This is a genomic window from Achromobacter sp. 413638, assembly GCF_043119405.1.
Lineage (GTDB): Bacteria > Pseudomonadota > Gammaproteobacteria > Burkholderiales > Burkholderiaceae_B > Achromobacter.
Map to the genome: position 1 here is coordinate 1 of NZ_JBICCO010000077.1, position 15,506 is coordinate 15,506.

Annotated in this window: 16 protein-coding genes; 5 read left to right on the forward strand and 11 right to left on the reverse strand. The window is 68.8% G+C overall.

The window, feature by feature from the left end:
* Positions 1-57: 57 nt before the first annotated feature.
* Positions 58-843, reverse strand: a complete 786-nt coding sequence (locus ACEU5R_RS24635) for an inositol monophosphatase family protein (RefSeq protein ID WP_392412294.1) — start codon at positions 841-843, stop codon at positions 58-60.
* A 239-nt stretch (positions 844-1,082) separates the two neighbouring features.
* Between ACEU5R_RS24635 and ACEU5R_RS24640 the strand changes: the two genes are divergently transcribed.
* Complete coding sequence (locus ACEU5R_RS24640; protein WP_392412337.1) at positions 1,083-1,835, forward strand: RNA methyltransferase; 753 nt, start codon at positions 1,083-1,085, stop codon at positions 1,833-1,835.
* Positions 1,836-1,938: 103 nt separating this feature from the next.
* Here ACEU5R_RS24640 and ACEU5R_RS24645 read toward each other — a convergent pair whose 3' ends face one another.
* Positions 1,939-2,928, reverse strand: a complete 990-nt coding sequence (locus ACEU5R_RS24645) for a Bug family tripartite tricarboxylate transporter substrate binding protein (RefSeq protein ID WP_392412296.1) — start codon at positions 2,926-2,928, stop codon at positions 1,939-1,941.
* A gap of 172 nt (positions 2,929-3,100) precedes the next feature.
* Between ACEU5R_RS24645 and ACEU5R_RS24650 the strand changes: the two genes are divergently transcribed.
* Positions 3,101-3,862 (forward strand): IclR family transcriptional regulator, encoded by a 762-nt coding sequence (locus ACEU5R_RS24650; RefSeq protein ID WP_392412299.1) that lies wholly within the window; start codon positions 3,101-3,103, stop codon positions 3,860-3,862.
* Between the two features lie 91 nt (positions 3,863-3,953).
* Here ACEU5R_RS24650 and ACEU5R_RS24655 read toward each other — a convergent pair whose 3' ends face one another.
* The 6 genes from ACEU5R_RS24655 to ACEU5R_RS24680 form a co-directional block, all read right to left on the reverse strand.
* Entirely contained in the window at positions 3,954-4,730 is a 777-nt protein-coding gene (locus ACEU5R_RS24655) for an APH(3') family aminoglycoside O-phosphotransferase (RefSeq protein ID WP_103276591.1), read from the reverse strand.
* Positions 4,731-4,787: 57 nt separating this feature from the next.
* Positions 4,788-5,585: a mechanosensitive ion channel family protein gene (locus ACEU5R_RS24660; RefSeq protein ID WP_369869799.1), complete on the reverse strand. Its 798-nt coding sequence runs from the start codon at positions 5,583-5,585 to the stop codon at positions 4,788-4,790.
* 167 nt (positions 5,586-5,752) lie between these two features.
* Positions 5,753-6,922, reverse strand: a complete 1,170-nt coding sequence (locus ACEU5R_RS24665) for a DUF1513 domain-containing protein (protein WP_103275516.1) — start codon at positions 6,920-6,922, stop codon at positions 5,753-5,755.
* Positions 6,912-7,916, reverse strand: a complete 1,005-nt coding sequence (locus ACEU5R_RS24670) for an imelysin family protein (protein ID WP_392412340.1) — start codon at positions 7,914-7,916, stop codon at positions 6,912-6,914. The genes ACEU5R_RS24665 and ACEU5R_RS24670 overlap by 11 nt, the downstream gene beginning before the upstream one ends.
* Positions 7,917-8,089: 173 nt before the next feature.
* On the reverse strand, positions 8,090-9,598 hold the full coding sequence (locus ACEU5R_RS24675) for a di-heme oxidoredictase family protein (RefSeq protein ID WP_392412303.1): 1,509 nt from the start codon (positions 9,596-9,598) through the stop codon (positions 8,090-8,092).
* Entirely contained in the window at positions 9,595-10,893 is a 1,299-nt protein-coding gene (locus tag ACEU5R_RS24680; protein ID WP_392412306.1) for an imelysin family protein, read from the reverse strand. The genes ACEU5R_RS24675 and ACEU5R_RS24680 overlap by 4 nt, the downstream gene beginning before the upstream one ends.
* Positions 10,894-11,129: 236 nt before the next feature.
* Here ACEU5R_RS24680 and ACEU5R_RS24685 point away from each other — a divergent pair, with 236 nt between their 5' ends.
* Positions 11,130-11,363 carry a hypothetical protein gene (locus ACEU5R_RS24685; protein WP_392412309.1) on the forward strand — a complete coding sequence of 78 codons (234 nt, stop codon included), beginning with the start codon at positions 11,130-11,132 and terminating at the stop codon, positions 11,361-11,363.
* Between the two features lie 53 nt (positions 11,364-11,416).
* On the opposite strand, the gene ACEU5R_RS24690 is transcribed toward ACEU5R_RS24685, so the two are convergent.
* Positions 11,417-11,956: an antibiotic biosynthesis monooxygenase gene (locus ACEU5R_RS24690; protein ID WP_103275520.1), complete on the reverse strand. Its 540-nt coding sequence runs from the start codon at positions 11,954-11,956 to the stop codon at positions 11,417-11,419.
* Positions 11,957-12,122: 166 nt separating this feature from the next.
* Here ACEU5R_RS24690 and ACEU5R_RS24695 point away from each other — a divergent pair, with 166 nt between their 5' ends.
* A complete protein-coding gene (locus ACEU5R_RS24695; RefSeq protein ID WP_392412311.1) occupies positions 12,123-12,674 on the forward strand; it encodes an NADPH-dependent FMN reductase in 552 nt (183 codons plus the stop codon).
* Between the two features lie 786 nt (positions 12,675-13,460).
* On the opposite strand, the gene ACEU5R_RS24700 is transcribed toward ACEU5R_RS24695, so the two are convergent.
* Positions 13,461-13,676: a dodecin gene (locus tag ACEU5R_RS24700; protein ID WP_103275523.1), complete on the reverse strand. Its 216-nt coding sequence runs from the start codon at positions 13,674-13,676 to the stop codon at positions 13,461-13,463.
* A gap of 188 nt (positions 13,677-13,864) precedes the next feature.
* Between ACEU5R_RS24700 and ACEU5R_RS24705 the strand changes: the two genes are divergently transcribed.
* The gene (locus ACEU5R_RS24705) at positions 13,865-14,374 is read left to right on the forward strand and encodes a DUF6496 domain-containing protein (RefSeq protein ID WP_392412314.1); all 510 of its coding nucleotides are present in this window, start codon (positions 13,865-13,867) and stop codon (positions 14,372-14,374) included.
* A 69-nt stretch (positions 14,375-14,443) separates the two neighbouring features.
* Here the strand turns inward: ACEU5R_RS24705 and ACEU5R_RS24710 are convergent, their stop codons facing one another.
* Complete coding sequence (locus tag ACEU5R_RS24710) at positions 14,444-15,346, reverse strand: LysR family transcriptional regulator (RefSeq protein ID WP_103275525.1); 903 nt, start codon at positions 15,344-15,346, stop codon at positions 14,444-14,446.
* Between the last annotated feature and the right edge of the window lie 160 nt (positions 15,347-15,506).

Here is a 15,506-nt window from a genome sequence, read left to right on the forward strand (position 1 = left end):
CCCCCCCCCCCCCCCCCCCCCCCCCCCCCCCCCCCCCCCCCCCCCCCCCCCGCCGGATCAGATCGAGGCCGACGGATTCAGCCCGGCCAGCATCTGCGTGAAGATCTTGGGGCTGGCGGCCAGCACGTTGCCGGAGTCCATCCAGCCCTGCTCGCCGTCGAAGTCGGCGACCAGGCCGCCGGCTTCCAGCACCAGCAGGCTGCCCGCGGCCAGATCCCAGGGCTTCAGGCCCACGCCGCAGAAACCGTCCAGGCGGCCGCAGGCCACGTAGGCCAGATCCAGCACCGTGGCGCCCAGGCGGCGCACGCCGGCGCTGTTCTCGGCCATCTTGCGGAAACGCGCCGAGCCCTGCTCCATGTCGCCCGAGTTGGGCCAGTGGGCGCCCAGCAGCGCGTCGTGGTAGCGGATGCGGCCCGAGACGCGCACGCGGCGGTCGTTCAGGAAGGTGCCGCCGCCACGGCTGGCGGTGAACAGTTCGTTGCGCGACGGATCGTAGATGCACGCCTGCGTGACCTGGCCGCGCTGCGTCAGCGCGATCGACACCGCGTAGTTCGGCAGGCCGTGGATGAAGTTGGTGGTGCCGTCCAGCGGATCGATGATCCACTGGAACTCGGCCTGATCCGGACCCTGCAGGCCGAATTCCTCGCCCAGGACCGCGTGGTCCGGGTAAGCGGCGCGCAACGTCTCGACGATGGACTCCTCGGCGGCGCGGTCGACTTCCGTGACATAATCGCGCGGCCCCTTGCGAGCCACGTTCAGGCGTTCCAAATCCAGGCTGGCACGGTTGATGATGGTGCCGGCACGCCGGGCCGCCTTGATGGCGATGTTGAGCATCGGGTGCATAAAATTCCGTACGAATGCGGTGAGATAGGCCGTCAGCCGCCTCCCCGCCGCGCCGCTCCCACACTGGGGTAACGGCCCGAAAACATCAGGAAAGCGCCAAGCCAAACGCGCCATTTTAAATGACTCAAGAAAATTTCATCGGCGAACCGTCCCGGGACGGTAAATCGCCCTCTTCCGAAGGGGTCTCCGCGCCCCCCGAAACCGGCTCGCCGGCGGCGTTTTCCCGCGTCCGTTTCATCATGGTGAACCCCAGCCACCCCGGCAACGTCGGCTCGGCCGCCCGGGCGATCAAGACCATGGGGTTCTCGGAACTGGTGCTGGTGGCCCCCCATATCGAGGACGTGACCCGGCACCCGGAGGCCGTGGCCCTGTCCAGCGGCGCCGCCGACGTGCTGGAGAACGCCCGCGTCTACGCCACGCTGGAAGAGGCGCTGGCCCCGGTGACGCTGGCCTTCGCGCTGACGGCGCGGGTGCGCGACCTGGGCCCCCCGCCCTGCGACATCCGCCAGGCGGCCGAGCTGGCCTGCGCGCACCTGGGACAGGCCGCCGAAGGCGTGGCGGCCATCGTGCTGGGCACCGAGAAATCCGGGCTCACCAACGCCCAGATCGCGCTGTGCCACCGCATCTGCCACATCCCGGCCAATCCCGAGTACAGCTCGCTGAACGTGGCCCAGGCGCTGCAGCTGGCCGCCTGGGAACTGCGCTACGCGCTGCTGATCGACCAGGGCGCGGCCCTGCTGCCCGTCTCGACCGCGCAGGAACCCTCGCGCGGCGCGGAACCGGCCTCCAGCGAGGCGGTGCAGGCCTTCCTGGCCCATTGGGAATCGGCGCTGGTCGAGGTGCGTTTCCTGGACCCCGCCCACCCCAAGAAGCTGATGCCGCGCATGCGGCACCTGTTTTCCCGGGCCGGCCTCACGCGCGACGAGGTCGACATGATGCGCGGCGTCTGCACCGCCATGCTGACGGACTACCGGAACAGCAGGAAAAAATAGGCAAAAAAAGGGACGGAAATTCCGTCCCCTGTCCGTCCAGGCCCCGCCATCCGGCGACGGGCCCGGGCGATTCGCCGGGGCCGGCCAAGCCGGCCCGCGGCGCTCAGTCCACCTTGGCGCCCGAGGCCTTGACCACCGGGGCCCAGCCTTCCACTTCCGACTTGATGAACTGGCCGAACTCGGCCGGCGTGGTCTTCACGCCCACGGCGCCCAGCTGCTCGAAGCTGCGCTGCACCTCGGGCTTGTCCAGCGCCTTCACCATGGCGGCGTTGAGCTTGTTGATGACCTCCGGCGGCGTGCCGGCCGGGGCGATCAGGCCGAACCAGGACGACACGTCGAAATTGGCGAAGCCGGCTTCCTTCATGGTCGGCACGTCCGGCGCGCTCTTGGAGCGCTCGGTGGTCGTCACCGCCAGCGCGCGCAGCTTGCCCGACTGCACGTGCGGCCAGGCCGAGGGCATGTTGTCGAACATGAACTGCACCTGGCCGCCGATCAGGTCGGTGATGGCCGGCGCGCTGCCCTTGTAGGGCACGTGCAGCACGTCGATGCCGGTCTGCATCTTGAACAGCTCGCCCGCCATGTGGATCGAGGTGCCGCTGCCCGACGAGGCGAAGGCCAGCTTGCCGGGGTTCTTCTTGGCGTAGTCGACCAGCTCCTGCGCGGTCTTTACCGGCACCTGCGGGTTGACCACCAGGATGTTGGGCACCTTGGCGCCCAGCGCCACCGGCGCGAAATCGCGGGTCAGGTCGAAGTTGACGTTCTTGTACAGCGTCTGGTTGATCGCGCTGGTCACGGCCACGAACAGCAGCGTGTAGCCGTCCGGCGCCGCGCGTTGCACCTGATCGGTGGCGATGTTGCTGCCCGCGCCCGGCTTGTTCTCGACCACGAAGGACTGGCCCAGGCTCTCGGTCAGTTCCTTGGCCATGATGCGGGCGATCACGTCGGTGGTGCCGCCGGCGGAAAAGCCGACCACGATGCGGACAGGCTTGTCCGGATAGGCCGCCAGGGCGGCGCCGCTGGCGAACACGCCCGCGGCGGCGGTCAGTAGGGTGGCGGCAAGGCGCCGCAGACCGGGCTTGTGACCTGGAATCATGATGTCTCCGTGCAGGTACTGTCCATCAAGTGGACGATTTGAATTCTTGAATAGGGAATTCTCGGCTATACACGGCCGGCCCATCAAGGTAGAGTCCACGCAACGGACAATGGTTTTCCCTTGTCCGGTGTTTGCCAGTTGGTGATAATCCCCAAAGTTTTCAGAGAGTTGCATGCAAGACAGCGATGCCGCGGCCGCAGGCCCACGCACATTGCGGCGCGGATTGGCCGTCCTGGCCGCCCTGCGGGACCAGGGCCCTGACGGCCTGAGCGTGACCGATATCGCCCGCCTGACGGGCATCCAGCGCCCCACCATCTACCGCCTGCTGGCGGCCCTGCTAGACGCCGGCCTGGTGCTGCCCGTGACGGGCACCAAGAAGTACCGCGCCCAGCTCGCGGTGGACCCCGATACCCGCTCCCGCGACCCGCGCGTGCGCCAGCTGCTGCCGGTGCTGCGACGGCTGGCCGACCGCACCGGCGACGCGGTGTTCCTGGTGGTGCGCGACGAGGACGATTCCATCAGCCTGCACCGCGAGATCGGCAGCTACCCCGTGCAGATCCTCGCCACCTACGCCGGCAAGCGCCAGCCGCTGGGCGTGGGATCGGGCGGCATGGCGCTCCTGGCCGCCCTGCCCGACGAGGTCGCGCGCGGCATCGTCGAGCGCAATTCCAGCCGGCTCGACGAGTACGGCGGCATGACGCCGCAGGAAATGTACCGATTGATCGAGAACACCCGCGCGCGCGGCTATTCGGTGGTGGGCAACCACGCCGTGCGCGGCGCGCTGGGCGTGGGCTGCGCGCTGCTGGACGCGCATGGCGCGCCGCTGCTGGCGGTCAGCGTCACCGCGATCATCGACCGCATGCCGGCGCAGCGCCAGCGCGAGATCGCCGGCTGGATCAAGACCGAGCTGGCAAGGCTGGCGGCGCAGGCCTAGCCGGCGCGGCCCGTTCGATGGCGCCACGGCGCCCTCGAACGCGGTCCGTCGAACACTCGGCCTGGAACCCGATCTTGCCCCGGCAAGCGCGCTAGAACAGCTCATCCAGCATCTCGAAGAATTCCCGCTTGGCCGGCTCGTCCGGCTCGCCCAACGCATCCAGGAAGGCGGCGGCCTCAGGCAGCGATACTTCCTCGCGCAGGTTGCGATGGATGAAGGCCACGTCCATCCAGCGATCCGCCAGTCCGGCCCGGCCCATGTCGATGAAATGCAGCTGTTCGCGCGCGTCCACGAACACATTGCTGTCGCCCAGGTCGCCGTGCGAGAACACCGGGTCCTCGCTCGGCAGCGTCGCCCGCAGCCGCTCCAGCAGGTCCTCGGGCGTGGACAGGTCCGGCCAGGGTTCCAGGTCGTAGTTCCTGTCGCACAGGTCATTGGCCAGCAGGTATTCCAGCTCGCGCAGGCGAAAGGCCGCGCCCGCCTGGAACGGACAATCCGCCGCCGGCACCGCGCGCAGCTGGCGCAGCGCCTCGGCGAACAGTCCGCGCACCGGCCGCCCGGCGTCCACGCGCGCGGTCAGCGGTTCGCCGGGCACGGCGCGAGTGATCATGTAGGCGCCGCCGCCGTTGGCGCCGGCCTGCACCACTTCGGGCACATTGAGCCGGCCCGACAGCCATTGCAGCACCTGCGCCTCGCGCACCACGCTATAGGTCGTGGGCGCCAGGACGGCGGATGAGATCTTGAGGAAGTACCGGTCGTTGCCGCGCGTGAAGCGGTAGACGTCACAAGGCGATTCGCCGACCTCGTCGGGCGACAGCCGGGCGTCGCCGATGAAGCGCGTGGCCGCCAGCGGCAGGGTGAAGGACATGCTCGAGCACATGCGAACCTCCCGGCCGCTGCCGGTTTTGCTGCGTATTGCGGAGAATCAGGCGGCGCCGGACTTGGCGGACTGCGCCGGGTTCTGGATTTCGCGCACGGGAATCGGCGCCTGGAAGCCGGCGGCCTCCAGCTTGCTCCGGATCTGCTGGTACAGGCCCCAGCGCAGATCCCAGTACTTCGAAGCCTCGGCCCAGGCGCGCACGTTGACGATGACGCCATTCTCGCGATACTCGCTGACCTTCACCAGCGGCTCGGGATCCTTGAGCGCGAACTCGTTGGCCGCCACGATTTCCTTGAGCTTGGCCAGCGCCAGTTCCAGGTCGTCGCCATAGCGCACCGGCACCGGGATATCCAGGCGGCGGGTCTTGTTGCGGCTGTAGTTGGTGATGGTGGCGTTCCAGACCACGCTGTTGGGCAGCGTGATGTGGATGCCGTCGACCTGCACCAGGCGCGTCAGGAACAGGCCGACTTCCTCGACCGTGCCCTCGGCGCCGGTGCTCAGGCCGACGAACTCGCCGGTGCGCACCGGACGCAGGATCAGCAGCATGATGCCCGCCGCGATGTTCTGCAGCGTGCCCTGCAAGGCCAGGCCCACGGCCAGGCCGGCGGCGCCGAGCACGGCGATCAGGCTGGCCGTCTGCACCCCGAAGCGCGCCAGCACGGCGATCAGCGTGAAGATGCGCACCGTCCAGACCACGGTGCTGTAGAACATGGGAACGATCGTCGGATCGATCTTGCTGGAACGGGTCGCCATGCGCCGGACCCAGCGGCCCAGCAAGGCCGATACCCACCAGCCGACGACGAGGATGACCAGGGCGATGAGCAGATTCGTGCCCAGGTCCATGAGCTTGGGCGCCCATGCATTGACGGATTTCAAGGCTTCTTCCACGGTATCTCCTGCAAAGTGTGTAACGGCCGCCAACCCGGGCGAGCGGCGCGGCGGCGAAAAATGCGACCGAAAACTTTATCAGAAGACCATGGCGCCCAAGGCGCGGGCGCGGGCTTCCTGTGTCAAGCTTTGTAAGGATACCGGGGAGCCGCCACGTCCGGCACGCGCCGGAAATGATTGTCCCAGGACAGGTCCGATGAAGCCGGCAACACCGGCCGCTCCTGCCCGCCCGCATCCGCGCGCAGCATGGCGCCCAGGCCGCTGCTGACCAGGAAGCCGCCGGCGCTGGCCGGCGCCACGCCGCAGCCGTCCGCCACGGCGGTCGCGCCCAGGCTGCGTCCGCTGGCCGCGTCCCAGTACATGATCTGCCCGCCCACGGGGCTGGACGTTGCCACCACCGCGCCGGCCGCGTCCACCGCGACCGAGCCGATGTAGTTGCGCATCTGGCGCAAGGCATCCCCGGGGCCGGGGAACAGTTCCGGCGCCTGGCCGCGCCGATGGCGGCCGACCAGCGCGGGCCGGTCGCCCGCCGGACCCATGTACTGGCAGCCGAACCACACCGCGCCGTCGGCCGCGACAGCCAGGTGCCGGATCGACAGCCGGTGCAGCGCGGGATCCAGCTCCACCCGCTCCAGCAGCTTGCCGCTGGCCGCGTCCAGATAGGCCAGGGACGGGCGCATGGTGTCCAGGTTCAGCTCCAGCTTGCCATAGTCCGGATGTGTCAGGATGCCGCCATTGGCCACGCACAGCGTCTTGCCGTCGGGCAGCAGCAGCACCTCGTGCGGCCCGATGCCGCCGCAATCGAATTCGCCCACGCGCCGGTACGCGCCGCCGGCCGAGGCATCGTAGATGCCGAGCACGCCGCGTCCGCCGTCGAAATCATTTTCGGTGGCGGCCAGCAGCCGGCCGTCGTCGAAGAACGCGCCATGGCCAAAGAAATGCCGGTCCTGCGGCAGGTCCAGTTCAACGGGGCCGGCCGCGCCATCCAGGCCGAAGCCCAGCGCGAAGAAGCCCGGCTGGCGGCCGAAGACCACGGCGCGCCCGCCGGCCGCGTCAATGGCGAAGCTGTGGCCACGCGCCGGCATCGGCACGACGCGCAGGTCGCGGCCCGATTCGTCCAGCAGCGCGGTCTCGTCGCGGCCGCCGCGCTTGCGCGCGCTCAGGTAACGGGCCCCGCCGGTCCGCGCGGCCTCGGCGGCCCGTTCTGCTTCGGCGGCCAGGGCCGCGACAGGTATATGGCCCAGCCCCAGCGCGGCCCCCAGCGCCAGGAAGCGGCGACGGTCAATCGCCATCGAGCGCGTTGAAGCCGATGGTCACGCCCAGCGCGGGCGCCAGGTCCTGGTCGACCACCGCCTTGGCGTTCTTCAAGGTCAACCCGGCCAGCGTCCATCGGCGGCGCGTCTCGCCGTCGCTGGCCACGTCCTGGTAGGGCGCCGCCGCGTCGCGCAGGGTCTGCGCGGCGCGCGACAATTCGCCGCGCACGGCCTCGTCGATCCAGCTCCCGCCCTGCGGCAGCGGATAGGCGCCGGCGCGGTGGAAGGCAAGCATGGCGTCCAGGCTGGACGCCAGCGTGCGGGAGGACAGATTGCTGCGCCAATAGGCGGCGCGCTTGGGCCGCGCGGCCTCGGGCGCGTCGCCCAGCACGGGCAGGATCTTCACGTCGCGCGCGAACTGCAGGCCGGTGGACAGCGCCTTGACGGCCTCGGCCGCCACTTCCTGCGCATTGCGGTACAGGTCGTTGGCGGGCCTGGGCGCGGCGAACTGGCGGCCGAAATCGCCTTCGGCGCTCCAGGCCTGCGCCAATTCGCGCGAGATGCCGGACACGTTGGCGGACACCGCGCGGGCATAGCCGCAGGCATAGGCGAAGTCCGCGCCGTCGGCGCGCTTGAGCAGCGCCGGCTCGCCGTACAGCACGTATTCCAGCGCCGGCAGGCCCTGCAGCGCCACGCTGCGCCCGGCCATAGCGCCGGGCTTGATCAGCTCGGGATCCTGCGCGGCGATGGCGGCCTGCACCTGCCTGGGCATGACGCCTCGCGTATCGGGCCAGAAGGCCAGCCGCTCATAGCGGTTGGCCTGGACCAGCGGACCGAAGCGCAGGAACTCGATGCCGGACCAGGCCAGGGCCAGCCCGGTGTGCGCGTCGTTCACGCGCGTGGCGCCGGCGGCGTCGGGCCGCGCGCACCAGGCGCCCAGCGCGGCGTCCATCTGTTCGGATGCCTGCGCCATCCTGGCCATCGCGGGTCGGGCGTAGTCGCGCGCCAGGCGCTCGCCCAGGTCGGCGGGCAGCCCGGCCGCGATCGCGACCGGCGCCAGCGAGCAGAGCGTGGCGGCGCACAGGGCCCGCGCGAAGGATCGGGGCAATGCCCGAGGCACCGTCCGGAACGTCGCCCCCGTCAACGACGCAAGCAGGGGCCGGGACGGCACGGAGCCGGCGCGGCGGCCGGCGGTGAATGGAGGCATCACAGGGACTCCAGGAAGCGGATCAGGTCGGCGCGCTCTTCGGGCGTCATCGCCACCACGCGGTCGCGCGCCGGCTTGGCCGCGCCGCCATGCCACAACACGGCTTCCAGCAGCGTGCGCGCACGGCCGTCGTGCAGCCAGGTCGCGCCGGGATTGACGGTCTTGGTCAGGCCGATGCCCCACAGCGGCGGCGTGCGCCATTCGCGACCATTGGCCAGGCCGTCGCTGACGCCGTCGGCCAGGTCATCGCCCATGTCGTGCACCAGCATGTCGGTGTACGGCCAGATCAGTTGGAAACGGTGCTCGGCCTGCCTGGCATTGCGGCTGGTGACGTACTTGGGCACGTGGCAGGCCACGCAATTGGCCTCGTAGAACAGCTTCTTGCCCGCCAGCACGCGCGCGTCGCCGGTATCGCGCCGCTGCGGCACGGCCAGGTTGGTGGAGTAGACGGCGACGAAGTCCATCAGCTTGGCCGGCACCTCTTCGGGACCGAAGCGCGGCTGCGCGCCGTGCGGCATGTCCAGGCAGCGCTGCTGGCCGCGCGTGCAGTCGCCCCAATGGCTGGGGAACATCGGCGTGGACAGACCCATGTCGTTGGAGAAAGCGGCGGCGCTTTGCTGTTCAACGGTGGGTTGGCCGGCCTTCAGGTTGAAGCGGCCCAGCACGGTCTTGCCCGTGCGCGCGTCGGTCACCCAGTTGGCCTTGCCGACGATGCCGTCGCGCTTGTCGGCACCCACGTTGGCCAGGATGTCGGCCTCATGGATGGATTCGAGCAGGCCCAGCCCGATCATGGGCGGCGCCAGGCGCGGCGAGATCTGCGTGTCAGCGCGCATCGGGCCGTAGCCCAGGTTCTCGATGCGGTAGGCGGGCTTCATCAGCGTGACGGTCTCCCCGCCATTGAGCTGCACGACCATCGGCGTGTAATCGATCTCCATGCGCCCTTCGGCCGGCAGGCCGGCCACGGCGAAGTTCTGCAGCTGCACGCCGTAGACGGGCTCGGGCAGCGAGGCGATCTCGTCCGGCCCCAGCCTCGGATGGCCACGGTCCGGCCCTTCGGGAATGGCTAGGCGCAGCAACAGCGCCACGGCGTCGGGCCGTTCCAGCGGATCGAAGCCCGGCACCGAGCCGCGCCCGTCCTTGGTGTGACAGGCCTGGCAGGAGCGCGCGTTGAACAGCGGCCCAAGGCCGTCGGAGGCCTGGGTGGACGACGGCGCCGACACCCAGTCCTTGCGAAACAGGCCATTGCCGACCTGGAACTCCTGGCGGCGCTCGAAATCCATGTTGGCCGAGGGCTGCGAGAAAATGTCGGCGTTGATCATCTTGCCGGTGGTGGCCGCGCCGGCCTGCATGGTCTCGAAGGTCTCGGCCTTGGAGAAATCGCGGGCGGGCGCGGTGATGGCGGTGACGCGCTTCAGATCCCCGGGCGTGAGGTCATCGCGCACCGGCGGTTGCGCGGCGGCGCCGGCATGGACCGACGCCGCCAGTATGGCTGCCAGGACGCGCTTCACTTGAATACGGCGTCGGGCTTGTCCAGGCTGTCGGAGCCTTCGATGGCGATCTTGCCCAGGTCCAGCAGCGCGATCACGCGTTCCAGGCTGCGGGTCTGGTCGATCAGGCGGTCGATGGCGGCCTGCACCACCGCGTTGCCTTCCTTGTTGCCGTCCGCGATCATCTGGTCGTAGGTCTCGACCGTCTCGGCGCGCGTCTTCATGGCCTGCATGGCGGCCACGGTGGCATCGAGCTTGGCGCGCACCTCGGCGTCGAGCTTGGGGTCCCTGGCCTTGACCAGTTCCGACAGGCTGGCGCCGGACACCGTCTTGCCGTCGATGCGCTTGTACTCGCCCAGGTAGACGTTGCGGATGCCGATCTGGTTGTAGAAGTGCGAGTTGTGGGTGTTGTCCGAGAAGCAGTCATGCTCTTCCTCGGGATCATGCAGCATCAGGCCAAGCTTCATGCGCTCGCCGGCCAGTTCGCCGTAGGACAGGCTGCCCAGGCCCGTCAGCATGGCCACCAGGCCCGCCTTGGGATCTTCCTCGACGGCCTTGCGCGCGGCGCCGCCCTGCTTCCAGTGGCCCGCCATTTCTTCCAGGTCGGTCACCAGCAGCTCGGTCACGGCCTTCAGGAAGTCCACGCGGCGCTCGCAGTGGCCGCCGGTGCATTGCTTGATGTCGAAGTCGGTGTGCGGACGGTTGCCCGAGTGGCGTTCCTGCGGCGTGCCCTGGCGGCCGGCCGGCGCCGGACCGGTGCCGTTCAGGTCCTGGCCCCACAGCAGGAATTCGATCGCGTGGTAGCCGGTGGCCACGTTGGCCTCGTTGCCGTCGGCTTCGTGCAGTACCTCGGACAGCAGCTTGGGCGTGATCTTGCTGGCGTCGACGGTCTTGCCGCCGACCGAGATCTTGGAATTGGCGATGACGTTGACGGCGTAATAGGCGTTGTCGTCCTTCTCGGTGCCGTAGGACGCGTCGACGTAGTCGATCAGGCCTTCGTCCAGCGGCCAGGCGTTGACCCGGCCTTCCCAGTCATCGACGATGGCATTGCCGAAGCGGTAGGCCTCGGTCTGCTGGTACGGCACGCGCGCCTCCAGCCATGCCTGGCGCGCCGCCTTCAGCGTGTCCGGGCTGGGCTGGGCGACCAGCGCATCCACCGCCTTGCGCAAGTTCCTGGCCGAGGCCAGCGCGTCCTCGTAGCCGGCCTGGGCCAGATCCGAGTAATTGGCGACCACGGCCTTGGGTTGCACCGCGGCCAGTGCCGTGCCGCCGTATACGGCGGCGGCCAGCGCCACCCCCAAAAGCAACTTGCGCATACGAATTCTCCCGTGACTCCGGCGGCCCGCCCCCACGGCGAGCCAGCCTGGACTCTATTTTGCGGATGAGAGTGTAAACAATTTTCGTTTGTCGTTCAGCATAGGGTCAGCTAGCTGACATTTATCCGAACAGATGCTGTGCGTTTCCCGTTGGCGACGGGGTACGCTCTGAAAAGGTGTGCGCCGCACTCGGGGTTGCCCGGCGGCGGGGACCTTCAACGCAAAAGAAGAACGCCGTGCCTGTCCGCAATGATCCGTCCAGGCCACACGAGGCCAGGCTCATCAACGAGCCCATCACCACGCCACGGAATATCGTCGAGTTGCTGGCCCAATGGCGCCAGGACGAACCGCTGGGACCGGAAGATCAATTCCCCGAGACGGCCGACCTGCCGTTGCAGCCGGAGTTCGCCCCTTTCAGCTCCAACTGGTGCATGGCGCACCGCCTCGGTTCGCGCTCGGCACCGATGTAACGCATGTCGGACGCGAACCGCCGCAGCAAGCTGACGGCAACAAGCTGACTCCATCAAGCCGGCCGCAGCCAGCGTCGCAACAGCCGCGTGGCCAGCGGAATGCAGGCGTACACCATCACCGGCGTCAGCGCGACGCTGGTCAGCAGCGCGCGCCAGAACGTCGGCAAGGCCGCCAGCCGTTCGCCCAGCAGCGCCGAGAACATCAGCAGCAGCGGGAAGTAGGCCAGCCAGATGCTGACCGCCTGCTTCCAGCGCGGCGGCGCGCTTGGCCCCTGGCCGAACCAGCCGTCCATGCCGCGGGCGCGGCGCACCTCGCTGCCGCGCACCAGCGCCGCGCCGCGCTCCAGCCACATGCGGCGCGGCAGCGAGCGTTCCCAGCGATCCAGGCTGGCCTCGTCGTCGAAGCGCAGCACGATCTGGTACTGGTCGCCGCCCGCCGGCGGCTGCAGCACGCCGGAACCCAGGAAGCCGGGAAAGCCCGCCGCCAGGATCTCGCCCTGCCGCATCCAGGCCAGGAAATCGCCGTAGCGCTCGGGCTGGATGTGACGGGTGACGAGCAGAGTGACGGGGGCGGACAAGGCGGAACGCGGCATGAGGGACTCCTGAGCGGCTCGCGACAACTGGCAAGCCTGGCACCGGAACATCAAGCAAGCGGCGTGCCAGCCGGGTTGCGCAGCGGACGTAGCGGCCCGCATTGAGCCTGCGGGATTGCGCGTCTACACTGTCCCGACCCCCTCCCCCACTTGGAGCACGCGTCCCATGAGCACCTACAAGATCGCCGTTTTCGTCGGCAGCCTGCGCGCCGCCTCGATCAATCTGCGCCTGGCCCGCGCGCTGGAAAAACTGGTTCCGCCGGATTTCAAATTCGACTACGTGAATCTGGACGTGCCGCTCTTCAACCAGGACAACGAGAACAACCTGCCCCCGGGCGTGGCCAAGCTCAAGCAGCAGATCACCGAATCCCAGGGCGTGCTGTTCGTCTCGCCCGAGCACAATCGCTCGGTGCCCGCCGCCATCAAGAACGCCATCGACTGGGGCTCGCGTCCGTGGGGTCACAACTCCTGGGCCGGCAAGGCCGCCGGGGTGCTCGGCACCTCGCCCAGCGCCGCCGGCACCGCGCTCATGCAGCAGCACCTGCGCAACATCCTGGCCGCCGAAGGCGCCAGCACGCTGACCACGCCCGAGGTCTTCCTGCAGTACTCGGACGGCCTGGTGAACGACCAGTACGAGATCACCAACGAAGGCACGCGCAAGTTCCTGCAAGGCTGGATCGACCGCTACGTCGACTGGATCCGCAAGTTCAACGCCTGATCGCCGCCATGACCGGACGCGGCTCGTTCCCGCGTCCGGCGTCCTCCCGATCCGGGCATGCGCCCGTCGGCGCACGCGTGGCTGTGGGCTTATCCCCGCCAACTGTGGAGAAGCTTGAGGACAGCCTTGGGGCAGCATGGAAAAACCCTGCTGCGCCAAGCACTTGCAAGGGCCGATCAAAAACTGCGCAATCGCTCCAAAATACCCTGCGCAGCCCTGTTATCCACTGTTTTGCCGGCATGCGGACAGCTCGACGCGGCATTCATCCCCACGCTGCGCAATTGTCCCCGCCTTCTGTGGAAAAGCATGAGGACAGCATGAGGGCAGATGCGAAATCCCCTTTGCAATCAAAGCGCTACAGACGCTGCTCAAGAAACGCCCAATCCCCGGATATCCCCGCCCCCCTGGTTGTCCCCGCCAAATGTGGACAAGGCTGAGGACAGCTTGCGGGCAGCCTGCAAATCCTCTTTCGCGTCAATGACTTGGAACTCGTGGGCAATAAACGAGCAGCCCCCGCCCATCCACCTGTCGCGGGCGCGGGTCGGCGCCATCGTCCACAAGGCATGCCCGTTTGTCCCCACCGAATGTGGACAAGCCTCTTAACAGTCCAGTGACAAGCTGAAAATCGTCTTTGGGGGCAAGGACTTGCGATCGCTGGTCAAAGAATGACCTGTCCGCGACCCGGCAACGGGGCGGATTGCGGCCCGGGCGGCGTCTTGCGGCGGTCCGAGGCCGGGTCCGAGCCCTGCTGCCCGGCGTGGTTCCAGACCGCCAGGCGCGGCGCCGCTATTCGTTGCCTTCCAGGCGCATGCCGATCTTCAGCCCGACCTGCCAGTGCGCCACCTTGCCGTCCTTGATGTGGCCACGCACTTCTGTGACCTCGAACCAGTCCAGATGGCGCAAGGTTTCGGAGGCCCGCTCGATCGCCTGCTTGATGGCGTCGTCGGTGGACTTGGTGGAGGAACCCACCAGCTCGATCTGCTTGTAGACGTGGTTGGACATCGCGTGTCTCCTGTGGAAGGAATCAGTCACGAACTGTCGGCCGGCGACGAATCCGGCGCTTACGACCGGCAATCCATTCGAACACACAGGATACGCCAGCCAACCTAGACTGGGGGTGCGCGGTTTCGTCGCGCCAGCAGGAAGCCATCCGGCGAAGCCGCTTTCGCAACGCAAGCACGGAGGGAATCATGCCCGAACGCAAAACCCTGGAACGCGCCGCGCGCGACAAACGCCAAGGCAAGTCGGCATCCACGCAAGCCGGCGAATTCATACGCGAGGAAATCGAGCATGTGCGCGCCGGCAAGCACGGCGTGCGCTCGACCAAGCAGGCAGTGGCCATCGGCCTGTCAAAGGCGCGCCGCGCCGGCGTCAAGCTGCCCGCGCCCAAGCATGCCAGCGCGGCAGTCAAGCGCAAGGCCGAACAGGACCTGAAGGCCGCTGGCGACGGCCAAGCGAAATCGCGCAGCCGGGCGCGCGCCGCCGCCGGCGCGCTGAAGAAAGAAAACGCCCGCCCCGCATCGCCCCAGGCGCTCTCGCGCCAGGCCAGCGCGGCCGCCAGCCAGCGCAGCGCCGCCGACCGTTCCGCCGCCGCGCGCAAAGCCGCCCGAACCAAAGGCGCGGCCGGCCGGAGCGCCGCTGCCAAGAAGGCCGCGCGCACCCGCGCCGCCAACCGCCAGGCGCGCCACGCGGCCGCCTGAAGCCTGATGCCTGGGAGTGCGCCGTCCGGCGCGCCTCGAGCCTGATGCGCGCCGTCCGGCGGACCGCGCTCAGCCTGCCTCGAACGCGGCGAAGCGCTCCTGTAGGCAGGCGCGCAGGCGCTTGACCGCCGGCGACAGCAGCATGCGGTGCACGCACAGCAGGTAAAGCGGCGAAGGCTCGCCCAGATGGTCGCCGAACAGCTGCACCAGCCGCCCGGCGCGCAGGTCTTCCAGCACGTCGTAGCGCGATTTATAGGCCACGCCGCAACCGGCCAGCGCCCAGCGGCGCACCAGTTCGCCGTCGTCGCTGACGCGGTCGCCCTTTACCGGCACGGTCTGGGACACGCCGTCGCGCTCGAAGGTCCAGCGGTCGTGCAGCGACTCGCCCAGCACGAAGGACAGGCAGTTGTGGCGGCGCAGGTCGGCGGGCGCCTGCGGCGTGCCGTGACGCGCCAGATAGGCCGGCGACGCGCACACCACGCGGCGGTTGGATTCGGACAAGGGCAGCGCCACCAGGCTGGAGTCGGCGGGCGTGCCGTAGCGCACCGCGAGGTCCACCGGCTGGCGGAACAAATCGGCCAGCCGGTCGCTGATGCGCACCTGGAAGCCGACGCGGGGATGGCGGCGCTGGAATTCGTCCAGCCAGGGCAACAGCACGTTGCGCCCCAGGTCCGAGGGCACCGAGATCGACAGCGTGCCGCTGATGGCGGTCTTGTCGCGCGCCAGCGCGTTGCGGCCGGCGTCCAGCGTGGCGATGGCCGAGCGGGCGTACTCCAGGTAGCGCTCGCCGTCCGCCGTCAGCCGCAGGCTGCGCGTGGAGCGGACGAACAGTCGGGTCTCCAGCGTCAGCTCCAGCCGTTTCAGGGCGGCGCTGGCGACCGCCGGCGTCAGGTCCAGCTCGCGCGCGGCGGCCGAGAAGCTGCCGTGGTCGGCCGCGGACACGAAGATCCTCAGATCTTCGAAGCGGACCATGATGTCCTCATTTTCAAAAAATTATTGAAACTGGTTCCGATGCTAGCCGGTTTTTCACATGCCCGCGCCGGGCAATGATGGCCACACCTCGATTCATCAGCGTCGGTCGGCGGACAAGCCCGCCACCGCCGCGGCAAACCCGACACACTCAGGAACCCTC

Excerpts from the sequence above, each read along its gene's own strand:
- ACEU5R_RS24695 (WP_392412311.1), top strand. The coding sequence starts at position 12,123 with ATGAGCACCTACAAGATCGCCGTTTTCGTCGGCAGCCTGCGCGCCGCC.
- ACEU5R_RS24710 (WP_103275525.1), bottom strand. The coding sequence starts at position 15,346 with ATGGTCCGCTTCGAAGATCTGAGGATCTTCGTGTCCGCGGCCGACCAC.
- ACEU5R_RS24690 (WP_103275520.1), bottom strand. The coding sequence starts at position 11,956 with ATGCCGCGTTCCGCCTTGTCCGCCCCCGTCACTCTGCTCGTCACCCGT.
- ACEU5R_RS24645 (WP_392412296.1), bottom strand. The coding sequence starts at position 2,928 with ATGATTCCAGGTCACAAGCCCGGTCTGCGGCGCCTTGCCGCCACCCTA.
- ACEU5R_RS24680 (WP_392412306.1), bottom strand. The coding sequence starts at position 10,893 with ATGCGCAAGTTGCTTTTGGGGGTGGCGCTGGCCGCCGCCGTATACGGC.
- ACEU5R_RS24665 (WP_103275516.1), bottom strand. The coding sequence starts at position 6,922 with ATGGCGATTGACCGTCGCCGCTTCCTGGCGCTGGGGGCCGCGCTGGGG.
- ACEU5R_RS24655 (WP_103276591.1), bottom strand. The coding sequence starts at position 4,730 with ATGTCCTTCACCCTGCCGCTGGCGGCCACGCGCTTCATCGGCGACGCC.
- ACEU5R_RS24700 (WP_103275523.1), bottom strand. The coding sequence starts at position 13,676 with ATGTCCAACCACGTCTACAAGCAGATCGAGCTGGTGGGTTCCTCCACC.
- ACEU5R_RS24705 (WP_392412314.1), top strand. The coding sequence starts at position 13,865 with ATGCCCGAACGCAAAACCCTGGAACGCGCCGCGCGCGACAAACGCCAA.
- ACEU5R_RS24635 (WP_392412294.1), bottom strand. The coding sequence starts at position 843 with ATGCACCCGATGCTCAACATCGCCATCAAGGCGGCCCGGCGTGCCGGC.
- ACEU5R_RS24640 (WP_392412337.1), top strand. The coding sequence starts at position 1,083 with ATGGTGAACCCCAGCCACCCCGGCAACGTCGGCTCGGCCGCCCGGGCG.
- ACEU5R_RS24660 (WP_369869799.1), bottom strand. The coding sequence starts at position 5,585 with ATGGACCTGGGCACGAATCTGCTCATCGCCCTGGTCATCCTCGTCGTC.
- ACEU5R_RS24650 (WP_392412299.1), top strand. The coding sequence starts at position 3,101 with ATGCAAGACAGCGATGCCGCGGCCGCAGGCCCACGCACATTGCGGCGC.